The 17,985-nt window shown below is 71.6% G+C and carries 15 protein-coding genes; 5 read left to right on the forward strand and 10 right to left on the reverse strand.

Going from position 1 to position 17,985, the window contains the following annotated elements; genetic code table 11:
* Position 1: 1 nt before the first annotated feature.
* Both Ari01nite_RS06540 and prmC read right to left on the reverse strand, forming a co-directional pair.
* Positions 2-691, reverse strand: coding sequence for an L-threonylcarbamoyladenylate synthase (locus Ari01nite_RS06540; protein ID WP_203780340.1), 690 nt, complete (start codon positions 689-691; stop codon positions 2-4).
* A gap of 37 nt (positions 692-728) precedes the next feature.
* Complete coding sequence (gene prmC, locus Ari01nite_RS06545) at positions 729-1,604, reverse strand: peptide chain release factor N(5)-glutamine methyltransferase (RefSeq protein ID WP_438872137.1); 876 nt, start codon at positions 1,602-1,604, stop codon at positions 729-731.
* An 81-nt stretch (positions 1,605-1,685) separates the two neighbouring features.
* On the opposite strand from prmC, the gene Ari01nite_RS06550 reads away from it, so the two are divergent.
* From Ari01nite_RS06550 to Ari01nite_RS06560, 3 genes are read left to right on the forward strand one after another with little or no spacing between them, the layout of a single operon-like run.
* On the forward strand, positions 1,686-3,191 hold the full coding sequence (locus Ari01nite_RS06550; RefSeq protein WP_203780129.1) for a GGDEF domain-containing protein: 1,506 nt from the start codon (positions 1,686-1,688) through the stop codon (positions 3,189-3,191).
* On the forward strand, positions 3,188-4,486 hold the full coding sequence (locus tag Ari01nite_RS06555) for an outer membrane protein assembly factor BamB family protein (protein WP_203780130.1): 1,299 nt from the start codon (positions 3,188-3,190) through the stop codon (positions 4,484-4,486). Before Ari01nite_RS06550 ends, Ari01nite_RS06555 begins: the two co-directional genes overlap by 4 nt.
* On the forward strand, positions 4,483-5,796 hold the full coding sequence (locus Ari01nite_RS06560; protein WP_203780131.1) for an outer membrane protein assembly factor BamB family protein: 1,314 nt from the start codon (positions 4,483-4,485) through the stop codon (positions 5,794-5,796). The genes Ari01nite_RS06555 and Ari01nite_RS06560 overlap by 4 nt, the downstream gene beginning before the upstream one ends.
* Here the strand turns inward: Ari01nite_RS06560 and prfA are convergent.
* Together prfA and rpmE are read right to left on the reverse strand one after the other, a co-directional pair.
* The gene (prfA, locus tag Ari01nite_RS06565) at positions 5,780-6,871 is read right to left on the reverse strand and encodes a peptide chain release factor 1 (RefSeq protein ID WP_203780132.1); all 1,092 of its coding nucleotides are present in this window, start codon (positions 6,869-6,871) and stop codon (positions 5,780-5,782) included. The two genes, Ari01nite_RS06560 and prfA, sit on opposite strands and share 17 nt — an antisense overlap.
* 64 nt (positions 6,872-6,935) lie before the next feature.
* The gene (gene rpmE / locus Ari01nite_RS06570) at positions 6,936-7,163 is read right to left on the reverse strand and encodes a 50S ribosomal protein L31 (protein ID WP_203780133.1); all 228 of its coding nucleotides are present in this window, start codon (positions 7,161-7,163) and stop codon (positions 6,936-6,938) included.
* A 251-nt stretch (positions 7,164-7,414) separates the two neighbouring features.
* Between rpmE and Ari01nite_RS06575 the strand changes: the two genes are divergently transcribed.
* Positions 7,415-7,783, forward strand: coding sequence for a phosphatase domain-containing protein (locus tag Ari01nite_RS06575; RefSeq protein ID WP_203780134.1), 369 nt, complete (start codon positions 7,415-7,417; stop codon positions 7,781-7,783).
* A complete protein-coding gene (locus tag Ari01nite_RS06580) occupies positions 7,773-8,402 on the forward strand; it encodes an RNA ligase family protein (protein ID WP_239162513.1) in 630 nt (209 codons plus the stop codon). Before Ari01nite_RS06575 ends, Ari01nite_RS06580 begins: the two co-directional genes overlap by 11 nt.
* Here Ari01nite_RS06580 and Ari01nite_RS06585 read toward each other — a convergent pair.
* From Ari01nite_RS06585 to Ari01nite_RS06610, 6 genes are all read right to left on the reverse strand, one after another.
* Positions 8,399-8,794 (reverse strand): VOC family protein, encoded by a 396-nt coding sequence (locus tag Ari01nite_RS06585; protein ID WP_203780135.1) that lies wholly within the window; start codon positions 8,792-8,794, stop codon positions 8,399-8,401. The genes Ari01nite_RS06580 and Ari01nite_RS06585 overlap by 4 nt on opposite strands.
* A gap of 37 nt (positions 8,795-8,831) precedes the next feature.
* Positions 8,832-10,001 (reverse strand): nitric oxide synthase oxygenase, encoded by a 1,170-nt coding sequence (locus Ari01nite_RS06590; RefSeq protein ID WP_203780136.1) that lies wholly within the window; start codon positions 9,999-10,001, stop codon positions 8,832-8,834.
* Positions 10,002-10,135: 134 nt separating this feature from the next.
* Positions 10,136-12,079, reverse strand: coding sequence for a transcription termination factor Rho (gene rho / locus Ari01nite_RS06595; protein ID WP_203780137.1), 1,944 nt, complete (start codon positions 12,077-12,079; stop codon positions 10,136-10,138).
* A 330-nt stretch (positions 12,080-12,409) separates the two neighbouring features.
* Positions 12,410-13,321 (reverse strand): homoserine kinase, encoded by a 912-nt coding sequence (thrB, locus tag Ari01nite_RS06600; RefSeq protein ID WP_203780138.1) that lies wholly within the window; start codon positions 13,319-13,321, stop codon positions 12,410-12,412.
* Positions 13,322-13,356: 35 nt separating this feature from the next.
* The gene (locus Ari01nite_RS06605) at positions 13,357-14,577 is read right to left on the reverse strand and encodes an MFS transporter (RefSeq protein ID WP_203780139.1); all 1,221 of its coding nucleotides are present in this window, start codon (positions 14,575-14,577) and stop codon (positions 13,357-13,359) included.
* 68 nt (positions 14,578-14,645) lie between these two features.
* Positions 14,646-17,921 (reverse strand): efflux RND transporter permease subunit, encoded by a 3,276-nt coding sequence (locus Ari01nite_RS06610; protein ID WP_203780140.1) that lies wholly within the window; start codon positions 17,919-17,921, stop codon positions 14,646-14,648.
* Positions 17,922-17,985: the final 64 nt, after the last annotated feature.

Genomic DNA, 17,985 nt, shown 5'->3' on the forward strand with positions numbered 1-17,985 from the left:
GTCAGGACCCTGTGCCTCGGCCAGCGCCTGACGGCGCGGAAAACCCAGAACTATCAGAGGGCTCGATGTCCGCAACCACATCCCGCAGCTTTTCGAACGATATGGCGCCGGCCCGCAGCACCCGCGGGGTCGTCCCGGTCACGTCGACGATGGTGCTCGGCGCCGGGTCGCTGGCCGCGCCCGCCTCGAGGTAGATGCGGACCGAGTACTCCAGTTGGTCGCGCGCCTCCTCGGCCGTGGTCGGCGGGACGTTGCCCACCCGGTTGGCCGTGGTGACCGCCATCGGGCCGACCTCACGCAGCACCTCGAGCGCCACCGGGTGCAGCGGCATCCGCACCGCGACCTTGCCGCCGGTCTCGCCCAGGTCCCACTGCAGGCTCGGGGTGTGCTCGACGTAGAGGGTGAGCGCGCCCGGCCAGAACGCGTCGGCCAGCTCGCGCGCCGCCACCGGCAGCGAATAGACCAGGCCGTCCAGCGTGTGCCGGGAGCCGACCAGGATCGGCGGCGGCACCCGGTCGGTGACGCTGCGGGCGTGGTGCAGCGCGGTGATCGCGTGCGGGGTGAAGGCGTCCGCGCCGATGCCGTACACCGTGTCGGTGGGCATCACCACGAGCTCGCCGCTCTTGACCGCCTCGACGGCGGCGGCGACACCGCGATCGCGGTCCGCGGTGGTGCGGCAGTCGTAGAGCATCACACCGTGCAGTCTGCCATGCGGGGGCCGGTAGCGATCAGGTGCGGCGGGCGGTCGCGAACCGCGGGCGGCCGCTCAGGTCCGGATGTGCGGTCACCTCGGCGAACCGGCCGTCGGCGCGGAGCAGACCGGGCACCGCGGTGCCGTGCACGTCGTCGTGCTCGATCCCCAGCCGGCCGCCGGGTTTGAGCAGCGTGGCGGCGAGCGCGAGCACCGGGCGGATCACCGCGAGGCCGTCGGCGCCGCCGAAGACGGCCTCGGCCGGGTCGTGGTCGGCCACCTCGGGCGGGACCGGGGTGCCGTCCGGCACGTACGGCGGGTTGCAGAGCACCAGGTCGACGGTGCCGGCCAGGTCGGCGAGCAGGCCGGGGTCGGTGACGTCGCCGGCCACCACCTCGACCGCCGGGCAGCCGGCGGCGTTGCGGCGCAGGAAGGACAGCGCCACCGGGGAACGCTCCACCGCGTACACCCTGGCGGCCGTGGTCTCGTCGGCCACCGCGAGCGCGATGGCACCCGTACCGCTGCACAGATCGACCACGACGGCGCCCGGCGGCGTCCGCTCGATGCCCCAGCCGGCCAGCAGTTCCGTCTCCGGCCGCGGGATGAAGACCCCGTCGCCCACCGAGAGTTCCCGGTACCGGAACGCGGCCGTGCCGAGCAGGTGCTGCAACGGGATCCGCCGGCTGCGCTCGCCGACCAGCGTGGTGAACCGGCGCAGCTCGTCCGCGCGCAGCGAGTCGACCAGCAACAACCGTCCCCTCGGGATTTCCAGGACGTGCGCGGCCAGCAGTTCCGCATCGACCCGCGGCGATTGCACCCCGGCCGCGGTGAGATCGGCGACCGCGGCGGCGAGTGCGTGACTCAGGCTCGTCCGTACCAATCGCCGGGAGGGGTGTTCGTCGTCCGGTGTCACGGCATAATCATCAAACGTCACGTGCGACGCCGACCGGCCGGGTCGGTGCATCGACGCGCGACATGCGGTGGGAGGCGCCTGGTGAGTTGGTTGGACCAGCTCGCGGAGAACGTCGAGGAGCTGTCCCGGGCCGGCCACCTGCAACAGAACGGCCGGTCCGCGGAGGCGCTCCCGATCTTCGACCAGGTGCTGGCGACCGCCACCGACCCGACCACCAGGGCATATGCGCTGGTGCAGCGCTGCGGCGTGCTGATCAACCTCGGTCGGGTGGCCGAGCTGTCGGCGGCCATGACCGCGGCCGCCAACGCGGTCCGGGAGATCCCCGACGCATTCCTGCGCGGCCAGATGCACGCGTTCGCGGCGCTCGGCTCGCACCTCCAGCGCAATCTGGACCGTGGCGTCACCCACCTGGTGCAGTCGTCCCGGGCTCTGGCCGCGGTGCGGGAGAGCGACCGGGAGACCGCCTGGGGCTGGCACGACCTCGCCATGGCGTACTCCTATCTGGGTTTTCACGGGCACGCGCTGACCGCCATCGAGCAGGCCCGGCAGGTCGGCGCGGCGGTCGGGCTGGCACCCGAGATCTTCGCGGCGCCCGGCATCCGGCTGCGCAACGCGGTCTCCCTCGACCACCAGGGCGACACCGACGGCTGCCTGCGGGTGCTGCGCGACATCGACGCCGAGCTGTCCCGGTACGTGGCAATCGGCGCCGACCAGATGCGGCCGGGCAGCCGCGCCGCGTACGGCTATGCCCTGGCCCGCCGGGCCGCGCTGGGCGAGGAGACCGAGGCCAACGCGGTCGAGTGGCTGACCGGCGGCGGCGACAGCATCCGCACCCACGACCTGCACCACCTCGGCACCGTCTGCCTGCAGATCGCGGCCGGCAAGCCGGCGCAGGCACTGGCCACACTGGACACCATCCCGGTGTCCGCCGAGATCCTGGGCGCCGCCGAACCGGCCCGGCTGCGCAGCATCTGCCACGCGGCCGCCGGTGACCACGCTGCGGCGCACGCCGCCGACCGGTACGCGTTCCGCCTCGCCTGCCAGCGGATCGACCGGCTGCGCGACGGCTACCTGGACGGGGTCGCGGCCCGGCTGGACGCGCAGGAGACCCAGCGCGACGCCGGCCGCTACGGCGACGAGTCGATGACCGACCCGCTCACCGGCCTGCCCAACCGCCGCCAGTTGGAGCGCTACGTCGGCGGCATGCTGGAACGCGGCGAGAAGGCCGCGATCGGCGTCTGCGACCTGATCGGTTTCGCCGCGGTCAACGTGCGGCACGGCCGGCACTGCGGTGACCTGGTGCTCCAGCGGATCGCCGGGGTGCTCAACCGGGTGATGCGCCGCGGCGACTTCGTGGCCCGGTTCGCCGGCGACGAGTTCGTGGTGGTGCTGCCGGGGGCCGGCGCGGCGCAGGCCGCCGAGGTGTCCCGGCGGATCAGCGCGGCCACCAACGCCGAGAACTGGCAGATCCTGGTGCCGGGTACGCCCATCGGGCTGGCCGCGGGCTGGTCCGAGGTGGGCACGAACGGCCGTACCCTGAGCGCTGCGCTGGCCGCCGCCGCGGCCAACCGTGCCCCCACCCGATGACCACCATCGAGCTGGGCGAGATCGACTCGTCGCCCGGCCACCAGCCCGCGGACGGCCTCGACCGCCGCCTGATCCGCAACCTGGCGCTGGCCGTGACGCTGCTGTTCACGCTGGCCGGGGTGACCGCCTCGGCCCGGCCCGCGCCGGACGCCCTGCGGCTGCTCTGGCGGGTACCGATGTCCGAGGCAGACGCCGTGCTGCTCGGCCCGGACGCCGTCTACATTAACCGGATCGTCGCGGGCACCTCCCACCTCACCGGGTACGACCTGGCCACCGGCGCCGTCCGGTGGGAGACGCTGACCGACCACACCACCGGCACCGTCGACCTGAACGAGCCGGCCGGCCGGCTGCTGATGGGCGCCGACCGCCAGGCCGGCGGCGTCAACGGAGTCTTCGTCGAGTTCCACCGCAGCACCGTCGCGGTGGACGCGCGGACCGGCCGGGAGGTGTGGACCGTGCCGGGGCAGGTGCTCACCGCCGACGGCCACACGGCTCTGATGGGCGACTTCTCGGACCGGGGCGAGATCATCCGGCTACGACTCCTCCGGCTCGCCGACGGCGTGGTTGTCTGGCGGCGCGAGACCGCCGCCCTGCACACCTTCGCCCCGGCCGCCGACCGGATCGTCACCGCCACGGTCACCGGCCGGGTCGAGGTCCTGCGCCGCACTGACGGTGCCGTGCTGCGCAGCGGCCAGGTCCGCTGGGTCGTCCCCAAGCCCGAGGACAACCAGTTCGACGACGTGACCGTGGAAGGCGACCACCTAGTGGTGAGCCGCCGCTGGGCGGAGCGCGGCGCCACCAGCGTCTACCGGCTCGACACGCTGGCCGAGCAGTGGCAGATCGAGTACTCGGGCTACACCTTCGCCTGCGGCACCCTGCTGTGCGTGCACGACCAGACCACCATGACCGCGTACGACCTGGCCACCGGCGAACTGCGGTGGGAGCGGCCGGTGGCCGGCAACATCTGGGCCGCGGCGCCGGACCGCCTCGTCCTGGACGCCGACGACGGCACCGGGCTGATCCTGCTCGACGTGCGCACCGGCGCGCCGATCGGCGGACGGGTCCGCGGCGGCACCACGGTGTGGACCACCGACCGCACCGACGACCTGTATCTGCTGACCCCGACCACCGCGCCGCCCAACCGCACCGCGGTCGCCCGCCTCGACCTGGTCACCGGGCGCCGGCACCTGCTCGGGACGACCGACATGCTGGCGGGCTACCGCTGCTGGCTGACCGGCCACTATCTTGCCTGCAACCGCGACCACCATCTCGAGATCACGGCGGTCGGCAGATGACGATGATCGACCTGGGCGAGGTCGCCCTTGACCCGGCGCCGCCGGCCGTCCCGGTGAACGTGCCGCGGGTCCGGCGTGCCGTCCTGGCCGGTCTCGCGCTGCTCGGCAGCCTGGTGCTGACCGGCGCGGCCCCGCCCGCCCCGCCCACCGTCCGCACCCTGTGGACGACGCCACTGGACAACGGCGAATCCGTCTCGCTGTCCGGCGACACCGCCTTCCTCAACCGGATGACCGACCGCGGCGGGGCCGAGGTCGCCGCGTACGACCTGGCCACCGGCCGGCTGCGGTGGGCCGCCCCGACCGGTGAGACGCTGGCCGGCTTCACGCCGCTGGTGACCGCCAACCGGGTGCTGGTCGCCACCGAGGTGGTCAACCTGGCCGAGACCCGGCCCGAACAGTCCCGCTACATCATGTACGCCCGGGCCACCATCGCCCTGGACGCGACCACCGGCGCCGAGCGGTGGCGCGTCGCGGGTGACTTCAACACGGGCATGGACGACAGCACCGGCCTGGTCACCGAGTACGACGACGCCGGCCAGCTCATCCGGCTGTTGCTGGTGCGGCTGTCCGACGGCCACGAGCTGTGGAGCCGCCCGCTGACCGGCCTCGCCTCCTGGTCGACCATCTACCAGGACGATCAGCCGACCGGCATCGTGACCGTCACGGCTTCCGGCGAACTACGCATTTACGGGTACGACGACGGCAAGCTCCGGCGCAGCGCCCGCGTCCCGTGGGACCCGGAGCGTTCCGAGCTGTTCACCGCCGGCCCCTACCTGGCCCTGCGGCACAGCCGGGCCAACCGGGCCAGCACCACCCTCTACCGCCCCGGCGACCTGCGGGCGCTCTGGCACACCGACGACGAGCTGGGCTACGTGACCGGCTGCGACCGGCTGCTGTGCACCATCGACGGCGGCGGCGTGGCCGGCCGCGACCCGCAGACCGGCCAGGAGGTCTGGCGGCACCCCGGCATGCAGGGCCTGCGCGCTCTGGGACCGGGCCGGCTGCTGCTCGACGACGGCCGCGGCGGACCGGACGGCACCCACCAGGTGGTCGAGGCCGGCTCCGGCCGGCCGGTCGGCGAGCCCGGCGTCGGCACCCCGATGTGGAACCGCAGCAAGGGCTCGATCCTGGTCATGCAGCGCAGCGAGGCGCCGGTCGGCCGGTACGCGGTGCGCCGGCTGGACGTGTCCACCGGCGCCCGGACGCTGCTCGGCACCATCGCGCCGCTGGGCGATGCCGGCTGTCTGGGGACGGAACGCTACCTGGCCTGCACGAACTACGGCACGCTCACGGTCACGGCCGTCGGCTGATCTCGGTGTCGCCGGCCAGCCGGGCCTGCCGGTCGGCGTCGGTCAGCGCGTCCAGCACGGCGTCCAGTTCCCCGCCCAGCACCAGGTCGAGGTTGTAGGCGGTGTAGCCGATCCGGTGGTCGGTGATCCGGTTCTGCGGGAAGTTGTAGGTGCGGATCCGCTCCGACCGGTCGACCGTACGCACCTGCGCCTTGCGCGAGTCGGAGGCGGCCGCGTCCGCCTCCTCCTGCGCGATGGCCAGCAGCCGGGAGCGCAGGATCCGCATCGCCGACTCCTTGTTCTGCAGCTGGCTCTTCTCGTTCTGGCAGCTCACCACGGTGCCGGTGGGCAGGTGCGTGATCCGCACCGCGGAGTCGGTGGTGTTCACCGACTGGCCGCCCGGCCCGGACGAGCGGAACACGTCGATCCGCAGGTCGTTCGGTTCGATCTGGACGTCGACGTCCTCGGCCTCGGGCAGCACCAGCACGCCGGCGGCCGAGGTGTGGATCCGGCCCTGCGACTCGGTGACCGGCACCCGCTGCACCCGGTGCACGCCGCCCTCCCACTTGAGCCGGGACCAGACGCCGTGGCCGCCCTGGGGCATGCCCTTGGTCTTGACCGCCACCGAGATGTCCTTGACCCCGCCGAGGTCCGACTCCTGCGAGTCGATCACCTCGACCACCCAGCCGTGGCGCTCCGCGTACCGGGTGTACATGCGCAGCAGGTCGCCGGCGAACAGGGCCGACTCCTGGCCGCCCTCGCCCGCCTTGATCTCGACGATCACGTCCTTGGCGTCGTTCGGGTCGCGCGGGATCAGCATCTCGCCGAGCTTGTCCTCGAGCGGCGGCAGGGTGGCCGCCACCGCGTCCGCCTCGGACGCGAACGCCGGGTCCTCGGCCGCGAGCTCGCGGGCCGCGGCCAGGTCGGCCCGCGCGGCCTCCAGCTCGGCGTGGGCCGCGTAGAGCGGTGCGAGTTCGGCGAAGCGACGGCCGACCCGGCGCACGAGGGCCTGGTCGGCGTGGATGGAAGGGTCCTCCATCCGCTTCTCCAGGTCCGCGTACTCCTCGAGAAGGGTGGTCAGCCGGTCGTTGCTCACGGTAGTCCTCCACACGTGAACGGCGCCCGCACCCTCTCCCAGGGTGCGGGCGCCGTTGAAGCAGCTACTTCTTCTTGCCGCCGGCGTTCACCTTGGCGTACTTGGCCTGGAACTTCGCCACCCGGCCCGCGGTGTCCAGCACACGCTGCTTGCCCGTGTAGAACGGGTGGCAGGCGCTGCAGGTCTCGACGCGGATCTCGCCGCCCTTGGCGGTGCTGCGGGTGGTGAAGCTGCTGCCACAGGAGCAGTTGACCTGAGTGGTCACGTACTCCGGGTGGATACCGCTCTTCATGTTCCTCGGTCCCTCTCATTAACGTGGTCGCCGGGTCGCTGTCAGCACCGCGCCGCCCCGCCAGGACGGTGGGCTCGGCGTGAACCGGAACCTTTGCTGGCCGATGGACCAGTCTGCCATGTCGTGCCGGCGGACCGGTAATCGGAGTGCGTCTGCGTCAACGTAACCGCTCCCCCGCGCATTCCCGGGAGTTTTGCCTGGTTTATCCGACTCGGCCGCGGCAGCCTCCGGGAAGTACCTTCTCCCCTGGCATGACACGACTGTTGATCACACGCGGGCTGCCGGCCGCCGGCAAGACCACCTTCGCCCGCAAGCTGCAACCCCGGGTCGCCCGGGTCAACCGGGACGACCTGCGCCGGATGCTGCACGGCGCCCGGCTCTTCACGCGCTTCGGGGCCGGCTTCGAGGTGCACGACTTCGCCGACGTGCCGCTGGCCGAGTGCATCCGGCGGGACGCCGCGCGGCCGGAAGCGGAGCAGGTGGGTGCGTCCTCGATCCGCGCGATGCACGACCGCTGCCGGTGGCGGATCGTCGGGGTTTTCGACGACCGCCAGCAGGTGGTACGCATGTGGCGAGCGCTCGGGTTGACCGTTTTTCAGGTGGCGGAGGGTGATTTCTGAGGTGAAGTATCCGCGCACCTACCATCTGCCCGATTCTCCGGGCGCCACCGCGGACGACCGGGTTCAACCCGATCTGTCCTGGTTGGACGGTGAGCTGGTGGTGACCGAGAAACTCGACGGCGGCAACCTGACCTTCACCCGGGACGCGATGTACGGCCGCTCGCTCGACTCCGGAACCCAGCCCTGGGACCGGCCGGCCAAGGCGCTGTGGGCCATGACGTCGTACCGCATCCCGGACGAGTGGCGGGTGTGCGGCGAGTCGATGTGGGCGCGGCGCAGCATCGCGTACTCGGACCTGCCCGGGGTTTTCATCGTCTTCGGCATCTGGGACGAGACCGACACGCTGCTGGGCTGGGACGACACCGTCGACTGGGCGCGCCGGCTGGAGCTTCCGGTGGTGCCGGTGCTCTACCGCGGCGGCAGTCTGTCCGAGGCGCGCGCCGCCTGGCGGCAGCAGCGCACGCCGGAAAACTCCGAGGGCTACGTGGTGCGTGCGGCCGGGCGCATCCCTTCCGCCGAGTTCTCCCACAAGGTGCTCAAGTGGGTACGCGCGGACCACGTGCGCACCGAGGCGTCGTGGCGGCACCGGGACGACTTCGCCGTCAACGAGTTCGCCTAACCACCGGTCGCGACTCGTTCGGCCTCGCTGCGCAGGATGCAGAACTCGTTGCCCTCCGGATCGGCCATCGTCACCCAGCCGGTGCCGTCCGGGCGCCGCAGGTCGTCGATCGGCTTGGCACCGAGCCCGACCAGCCGTTCCAGCTCCTGGTCCCGGCTGCCCTCGACCGGGCGCAGGTCGAAGTGGATCCGGTTCTTAGTCTGCTTGGCGTCCGGGACCTGGATGAACAGCACGGTGTGCCGGCCGTCCCGGGAGGTGATCGGACACTCCTCGTGGCCCGGCAGGTTGGGGTCGGCCGGATCCTCCACGTAGTCGAGGACCTGCTGCCACCACCGGGAGAGCTCATGCGCGTCGGCGCAGTCGACGGTCGTGTGCGAGATGTAGGAGGTCATCCCGGCATGATCCCGCACTTCCGGTCCGGGCAAGAACCTATTTACCGTACGGGCAACCACGCATCCCGTCCCGGGCCAGCGCGGCGGCCTCGTCGTCCAGGTAGAAGGCCGGGCGCAGATCCGCCTCCGGGTAGTAGCGGTGGAACACCGGGGTGATGCCGCCGGACATCGGCGGGACGATCCAGGTCCAGTCGGCCGGCACCTCGCGACCGGCCTTCTCCTCGTTGCGGATGTGCGCCAGGAAGCGTTGCGACTCGGTGTGGTGGTCGGTCATCTTGACGCCGTCCCGCTCGAAGCTCCACAGCACCGCGCGGTTCAACTCGACCAGCGCGCGGTCCCGCCACAGCGTCGACTCCCGGCTGGTGTCCAGTCCCATCCGGGCGGCGACCACCGGCAGCAGGTCGTAGCGGTCGGCGTCGGCCAGGTTGCGTGCACCGATCTCGGTGCCCATGTACCAGCCGTTGAACGGCGCCAGCGGGTAGTGCACGCCGCCGACGGTGAGCCGCATGTTGGCGATCGCGGGCACCGCGTGCCAGCGCAGACCCAGTTCCGCGAACCAGGGGAACTCGGGGTGTGCGATCGGCACCTCACGGATCGCGCGCTCCGGCAGTTCGTAGAGGCGTACCCCCTCGGCGGGCGTCTCGATGGCCAGCGGCAGCACGTCGAACTGCTCGCCCTTGCCCTGCCAGCCGAAGCCGCGCATGGCCGCGGTGAAGCCGACCTGCCGGGCGTCGCCGGTGGTGCGGCCGTCCTCGTCGCGGTAGCCGGCGTAGCGGATGAGCTGCTCGTTCCAGACCCGAGCACACGGTTGGCCGGGCTGCGCGGCGGCGAACACGCTGATCACCGGCCGGATCGATCCGGTGCCGGCGGTGTGCAGGTGGTGCACGAGCAGGGAGAAGATCTCGTCGGCGGTACGCGCCCGGCGCCGGTCCAGCACCATGAGGCTGCGCCAGTAGAGGCGGCCGATGCACCGGCTCGCGTTGCGCCAGGCCATCTTGGCGCCGTAGCTGAGCTCGTCGGTGGTGTGCACGTAACAGCCGGTGGCCGCGATCTGCGCGCGGACGATGGCCAGCCGTGGCTCGACCGGGCCCAGGCGGGGGTTCTCCACGTAGCACCGGCGGAGAAAATCCTCCGCCTCGGCGGGATCGACCGGCGCGACCGGATCCCAGGGCTCGGTCGGATGGTCCCGGTACCCGGGCACGATCATCGGGTTGCCTCCCACGGTGCGGCCGATGTGATATCGGAGGTTTGCACGATGTGAGCGGCGTCGAATCACACAGCGTGTGCGACAAAAAGGACGCAGCCCCTCCGATTGGAGGGGCTGCGTCCTGAAATGACCGATTACTCGCCGGGCGTCGACTTAGCGATCTGCATCAGGAACTCGACGTTGGTGCGGGTCTGCTTCAGCCGATCGAGCAGCAGGTCCAGCGCCGCGCCGGAGTCCAGCGAGTGGAGCACCTTGCGCAGCTTGTGGATGATCACCAGCTCTTCCTTGCCGAGCAGGATCTCTTCCTTACGGGTGCCGGACGGGTCGATGTCGATGGCCGGGAAGACCCGCTTGTCGGCGATCTTGCGGTCGAGCTTGAGCTCGGCGTTACCCGTGCCCTTGAACTCCTCGAAGATCACCGTGTCCATCATCGAGCCGGTCTCGACCAGCGCGGTGGCGAGAATGGTGAGCGAACCACCGTTCTCGATGTTGCGCGCCGCACCCAGGAACCGCTTCGGCGGGTAGAGCGCGGTCGAGTCGATACCACCCGACATGATCCGGCCGGAGGCCGGCGCGGCCAGGTTGTACGACCGGCCGAGACGGGTCACCGAGTCGAGCAGCACGACCACGTCGTGGCCCAGCTCGACCAGCCGCTTGGCCCGCTCGATGGCGAGCTCGGCGACCGTGGTGTGGTCCTGCGGCGGCCGGTCGAACGTGGCCGCGACGACCTCGCCCTTGACCGAGCGCTGCATGTCGGTGACCTCTTCGGGCCGCTCGTCGACCAGCACGACCATGAGGTGGCACTCGGGGTTGTTGTGGGTGATCGCGTTCGCGATCGCCTGCAGCACCATCGTCTTACCGGCCTTGGGCGGCGAGACGATCAGCGCGCGCTGACCCTTGCCGATCGGCATGACCAGGTCGATGACCCGGGTGGTCAGGATGTGCGGCTCGGTCTCGAGCCGCAGGCGCTCCTGCGGGTAGAGCGGCGTGAGCTTGTAGAACTCCGGCCGCCGCCGGGCCTCGTCGGGCTCCATGCCGTTGATGGTGTCCAGCCGGACCAGCGGGTTGTACTTGTCGCGGCGGTTGTCGCCGCCGTCGCGCGGCGCGGACCGCACGGCACCGGTCACCGCGTCACCGCGGCGCAGGCCGTACTTCTTCACCTGCGACATCGACACGTAGACGTCGTTCGGCCCGGACAGGTAACCGGTGGTGCGGACGAACGCGTAGTTGTCCAGCACGTCGAGGATGCCGGCCACCGGAACGAGGACCTCGTCCTCGCTGACGTGCGGCTCGCGGCCGCCGCTGTCCCGTCCGCCGCTGTCACGCTGACCGCCGCCGCCGCCGTCACCGTCGCGGTCGCGACCCCGCCGACGGTCCCGGAACCGGCTGCGCCGGCTGCGGCGGCCACCGTCGGAGGAGTCACCGTCATCATCGTCGTGACCTTGGTCACTGTTCCGCGGACCGCGGTCGTCCCGCTGGTCGCGCTGGTTGTTGTTGCGCTGCCGATCGCGGTTGCGCTCGCCCCGCTCCGGGCGCTCCGGGCGCTCGCCGGCCTCGGGCTGACCCGTCGGCTGGCCCGTCGAATGGCCCGTCGACTGGGCGGGCTGCTGGGCCGGCTGGGCGGTGGTCTCGGCGGCCGGGGCGGAGTCGCGCTGGGCGTTGTTGCGCTCCCGGTTGCGGCGGCTGCCGCCCTCGGCGACCGGCGCGGCCTCCGGCTGCACGGCAGCGGCCTGCGGCGCCTGGACCAGCGCGGCAGCGGGTGCTTCGACCGGGGCCGCCACCTGGGCCGGAGCCGCTACCGGGGCGGCCTCGACGACCGGCGCGGACGCGGCCCGCGGCGCGGAGCCGGCGGCGGAAGCGCCGCCGCTCTGACGCTCGGTGATGGCGGTGATCAGCTCGCCCTTGCGCATCCGGGCGGTGCCGGAGATGCCCAGGGAGGCAGCGAGGCTCTGCAGCTCGGGCAGCAGCATCGCGGAGAGCCCGGTGCCGCCTCGGCGGCGCTTCGTGGCGGTCGCGGTGGTGCCGGCGCCGTCAGCGACGTCAGAAACACCCGACGTCACGTCGGTGGTGTCGCTCAATGGATTCCTTCCGTCGGAAAAAGCTCGAGACTCCCGGTTGCAGCCTGACGGCCGGTTGTCTCAGAACCCGCTTCGCTCTCCAGCGGCGCGGGAGTATGCAGCACGGCAGCTCGACGGTGTCCCTGCCCGTCTCACGTTGACGAGTAGGTCTCGGCGAGTGCAGCGACCTGGGAGTCTGCTGCTCGGCGTGTGCCTTGCTGAGAATTGAGACGCCCGGAGAAGGCCTTGAAGTCTCGGGGGTGCGCGCCGAACCGCAGAGATCGCTTGCTTCGCGGCTGTGCTAGGTCTTGAGCGTAGTCAACTCGTGCGACCTGCGGCAACAGGGCCCCGCTAGGCGAGTTCCACCATACTCCCTTTGACAAGAGCACCGGCGGCATCCACGCCCAACGTCTGGACATGCCATTCTGTTCCCGGGTGGAAATCGGCCGGGACCTCGGTTAACGCCAGGACTGTGGGACCCGCCCCACTGACCACAGCCGCCACACCGACCGACCGCAGCGCCGCCACGAGCGATGCGGTACCCGGCATGCCCTCGGCCCGGTAACCCTGGTGCAGCCGGTCCTCGGTGGCCGCGTGCAGCAGTGCCGGATCGGCGGTCATCGCGTGCGTGAGCAGCGCGGACCGGCCGGCGTTGAAGGACGCGTCGGCGTGCGGCACGGTCGGCGGCAACGCGGCCCGTGCGGTCGCGGTGTAGCCGCGTTCAGTCGGAATGAAGACGGTCGGCCGCAACCGGCCGGACGGCGTCAGGCGCACCGCCCGCGCACCGGTGCCCTCGGTCCAGGCGATGGTGAACCCGCCGAGCAGGCACGGCGCCACGTTGTCGGGGTGGCCCTCGAGCCGGGCCGCGACCCGCAGCGCACCCGCGTCGTCGAGCCGGTCGGTGCCGCCGGCCACCAGACCGCGGGCCAGTTGCACGCCGCCGACGATCGCCGCCGACGACGAGCCCAGGCCGCGGGCCTGCGGGATCCGGTTGACGCACTCGACGGCCAGCCCGGCCGGCCGCTCACCCAGCTCGTCGAACGTCGCGAGCATGGCCCGCACCACCAGGTGCTGCTCGTCGCCGGGCAGTTCGCCGGCGCCCTCGCCCCGCACGGTCACCGCGAAGCCGCCATCGGTCACCCGGGCGGTGAGATCGTCGTAGAGGGTCAGCGCGAGACCCAACGCGTCGAATCCGGGACCGAGGTTGGCGCTGGTGGCCGGCGTGCTCACGGACACCGGCGCGGTGACGAAGGTCAGGCCCATGGCCACATGCTAGATCGCCACCTGCGGGGCGGAGATCATCGGGACACGACCGCCGGGCGCAGCCGCCGGGTGGCGATCCGCCAGCCGATCGCATAGCTGAGCGTGATCGCCCCGCAGCCGGCCAGGATCACACGCAGGTCGACGTGGTCGACCACCGCCGAGGCGGCCAGCTGGCTGATCGCGATGGCCAGCATCGCGAGCATCAGGTCGGTGGCGATCACCCGGCCGCGCAGCCGGTCCGGCACCTCGGTCTGTAGTGCGTACGCGGACAGCGTCCAGTTCGTCCCGCCGGCGCAGTGCGCGACGAAGACCAGCACCAAAACCAGCGGAAACCACGGCGTCGCGGCCACCGCGAGATATCCGGCGCCGTACGCCGCCATGGACAGCGCCAGGCCGGGCAGCAGCCAGGAACCGCGCCGCAGCACCGGCCGCAGCAGGAACGGGCCGACCAGCGCGCCGGCCCCGCGCACCGCGAACAGCAGGCCGGCGCCGAGCGCGCCGACGTCGTGCAGGGTGGCGATCAGCGGGAACGCGATCAGCACGCCGTTGCCCAGTCCGGCCGCGCTCTTGACGGTGACCAGCGCCCGGATCATCGGCCGGGCGACGATGTAGCGCAGTCCCTCGCGCAGCGCGTGCCAGGTCTGCGGCGGTGCCGTGCCGGCCTCCCGCTCGGCCTGCAGCGGGGTGCGGATGGACGCGGTCAGCAGCGCCGCCACCACGAGGGCGCCCGCGGTGCCGGCGAAACACCAGTGCGGCCCGGCGATCGAGCCCACCACGCCGCCGAGCGAGGCACCGACGATCGTCATGGTGCCCCAGGCCGAACCGGCGATCGCGTTGGCGGCCGGCAGGTCGCCGGGCTCGACCACGTTGGGCAGTGCGGCCGAGACCGCGGGCGTGTAGAAGGCCTTGGCGACGGCCATCGCGCCGATCGCCACCAGGGCCAGCGGCGCGGTCGCGGCCGAGCGCACGGTCAGGAGCAGCAGCACCGCGGCGACCGCCGCCAGGTTGGCGACCATCATGACCCGGCGCCGGTCCAGCCGGTCGGCGACCGTGCCGGTGAACGGCAGCAGCAGGGCCGTGACACCGGTGTCGACGGCCAGCACCAGGCCGCCCCAGATGCCGCTGCCGGTGAGTTCCGGCAGCAGCACGAGCAACGGAACCAGGACGAACCAGTCGGCGCCGAAAACCACCAGTTCGGCGCCGAACAGCCGCCGGAAGTCGCGATTGCGGGTAACGACCGAGAACGCTGCCACCACGTACCGAGACGTTACCGTGCGGGCGGGGCCGGCCCGCTGGACCGGCCCCGCCGTTCACTTCGGCTCGCCTACTTCGACTCGTTCGGACGCCGCGGCACCTTCAGCACCTCGAACTGGTCGGTGTAGCCGCGCAGCGCACCGCCCGGCTTCTCCGGCGCCTCGTGCGCGCCGCCGCTGCTGTCCGGGGCGGGCACCCCGCCGGCCGGCACCGGGTCGGCGTCCGGCTCGTCGGCCGCGTGCCGCGGCGCGTCGTCCGGTACCGGCGCGCTGCCCACCTTGGCCAGCCGCTTCGCGGCCCGCTTGGCGCGCCGCTTCTCCTTGCGGTTCTCCACCATGGTGTAGAGCGTCGGCACCAGCACCAGGGTCAGCAGCGTCGAGCTGACCAGGCCGCCGATGACCACAATGGCCAGTGGCTGCGAGATGAAACCGCCCTCGCCGGTGAGCCCGAACGCCATCGGCAGCAGCGCGAAGATGGTCGCGATCGCGGTCATCAGGATCGGCCGCAGCCGGTGCCGGCCGCCCTCGATCACCGCCTCCTGCACGCCCATGCCCTCGGCCCGGTAATGGTTGATCAGATCCAACAGCACGATGGCGTTAGTGACCACGATGCCGACCAGCATCAGCACACCGATCAGCGCCGGCACGCCGAGCGCGGTGTCGGTGAGCAGCAGCAGGCCGATCGCACCGGTGGCCGCGAACGGGATCGACACCAGCAGGATGATCGGCTGGATCAGGCTGCGGAAGGTGGCCACCATGATGATGAACACGATCGCGATGGCGGCCAGCACGGCGAGGCCGAGCTGCTGGAACGCCTCTGCCTGGTCGGCACCGACACCGGCCACCGAGTAGGACGCGCCGGCCGGCAGGGTCAGTGCCGCCAGCCGCTTGTTCAGGTCCTCGCTGGAGGCACCCACGTCCGAGCCGGTCGCGGTGCCGCTGACCGTCGCGGTGCGGTCGCCGTCCACCCGGGTGACCTGCTCCGGGCCGCCCACCTGCTTGACGTCGGCCACCTGGTCGAGGCGTACCGGGCCCTGCGGGGTGGTGATCGGCAGCGCCCGCAGCGCCGCCTCGCCGGCCGGTGCGGCGCCGAACGACACCACCACGTCCTGCGAGGTGCCGTCGACCGTGATCTGGCCGGCTGGCGCGGACCGGAACGAACCGGCCACGAGCTGGCCGATCTGCGCCTCGGTGAGGCCGTACCGGGCCGCGGCGTCGCGCTTGACCGCCACATCGAGGCGCGGCACGCTCGCCGCCAGCGTGGTGCTCACGTCGGAGACGCCGGACGTCGCCGCCATCGCCTGCCGCACCTGCTCGGTGGCCTCGGCCAGCACGCCGGCGTCGGCGGCCTGCACGTTCACCGCGAGTTGGCCGCCGCCCAGGCCGCCGGAGTCCTGCCCGATGCTGACCTCGCCGATGCCGGTCATCGTGTCGAACTCGGCACGCAGTTGGTCGCCCACCACCTCGGCGTCGGCGTCCTCAGCGAGGCCGACCTGGAACGACGCGGCGCTGGCACCGCCGCCGCCGGCGAACGGGTTGAACTCGCCGTTGCCGACCGTGACCTGGTATGTCTTCACGTCGTCGCGGGCGGCGAGCACCGCCTCGACCTTCTTGGCCGCCTCGTCGGTGGCCGCCAGGCTGGTGCCGACCGGCATCTCCTGGCTGATGTTCAGCGAGTCCTGGCCGGACTGGTCCAGGAAGTTGGTCTTGAGCTGGGTGGACAGGCCGAATGTGCCGAACAGCACCAGCACGCCGATCAGCAGGGTGGCCCAGCGCCGCTTGGTGGCGAACCGGATCACCGGCAGGTAGGAGCGCTGGAGCGGGCTGCGCAGCTCCTTCTCTTCGGCTGCCTTCCGGATGGCCTCGGTGTCGGCGCCCTCGGCCGGCGGCTTGAGGAACCAGTACGCGAGCACCGGCACCACGGTCAGCGACACGAGCAGCGAGGCCAGCAGCGCGACCGTGACGGTGACCGCGAAGGACGAGAAGATCTGCCCGATCAGGCCACCGACCAGCGCGATCGGCAGGAACACGGCGACCGTGGTGAGGGTCGAGGCGGTGACCGCGCCGGCCACCTCCTTGACCGCCGAGGTGATCGCGTGAACCTTCGGCTCGCCGTACTCCAGATGTCTCTTGATGTTTTCCAGGACGACGATCGAGTCGTCCACCACCCGGCCCACGGCGATCGTCAGCGCACCGAGGGTGAGCAGGTTGAGCGTGTAGTCGCCGACCCACAGCGCGATCAGCGCGACCAGCACGGAGAGCGGGATGGAGACCGCGGTGACCAGGGTCGACCGCACCGAGAGCAGGAACACCAGGATGACGATCACGGCCATCAGGAGGCCGAGCAGGCCCTCGGTGGTCAGGCTCTCGATCGACTTCTCGACGTAGGGCGCCTGGTCGACCACCACGGTCAGCTGCGCGCCGGAGTCGCGCTCCAGGTCGGCGAGCTTGTCCCGGACCTCGTGCGAGATCAGGACCGGGTTCCCGTCCGGCTTGGCGGTGACCGCGATGCCGAGGCTGTCCACGCCGTCGGTGCGGGTGAACGAGGTGGCGGCCGCGAGCTTGCTCTCCACCGTCGCGACGTCGCCGAGCTTGACCGGGCCGCGGCTGCCGGTCAGGTACAGGCTCTTGACGTCGTCGACCGAGGTGACCGGCGTGCCGACCTGCACGTTGAGCGCCTTGTCGCCCTCGACCAGCGAACCGGCCGGGATCGAGATGCCGTTGGCCTGCAGCACCGTGGTGATCGACTGCGGGTTGACCCCGGCCGCGGCCACCTTGGCCAGGTCCGGGGTGATCACGACCTGAGCCGCGCGCGCACCGGTCACCTGGGTGTCCCGGACGCCCTCGATGGCGTTCAGCTCGGGCACCACGGTCTGGTTGAGCTTGGTGAGCAGGTCGCTCTCGTTGCTGCCGCCGGACGCCGCCAGCACGATGGCCGGGATGTCGTCGGTGCCGCCCGAGAAGATCGTCGGGGTGACGTTGTCGGGCAGCGTCGGCTGGATTCGGTTGACCGAGGTGGTCAGCTGGTTGACCGCCTGGTCGATGTCGGTGCCGTAGATGAACTCGACGACGACCGTGGCCGAACCCTCACGGGTGGTCGAGGTGACCCGGTCGATGCCGTCGACACCCTTGACCGCGTCCTCGATCGGCTTGGTGACCTGGTCCTGGATGATCTCCGGGCCGGCGCCCGGCACCGCCGCGCCGATGAAGGCGGCGGGCAGCTCGATCGACGGGAACAGTTGCTGCTTGAGCGATGGAATGGCGTAGATGCCGAAGCCGCTGATCACGATCGCGATCAGGGCCACGAGCCCTCGATTGGCAAGACTGAGTCGGGTCAGGAATGACATGGGCGCTCCCCCCGCTGAAAGTTCGGCCGACACGAATAGTTTGCCCCACGCGAACAAATGGTTT

Origin of the sequence: Paractinoplanes rishiriensis (genome assembly GCF_016862375.1) — a bacterium.
Classification (GTDB): domain Bacteria; phylum Actinomycetota; class Actinomycetes; order Mycobacteriales; family Micromonosporaceae; genus Actinoplanes; species Actinoplanes rishiriensis.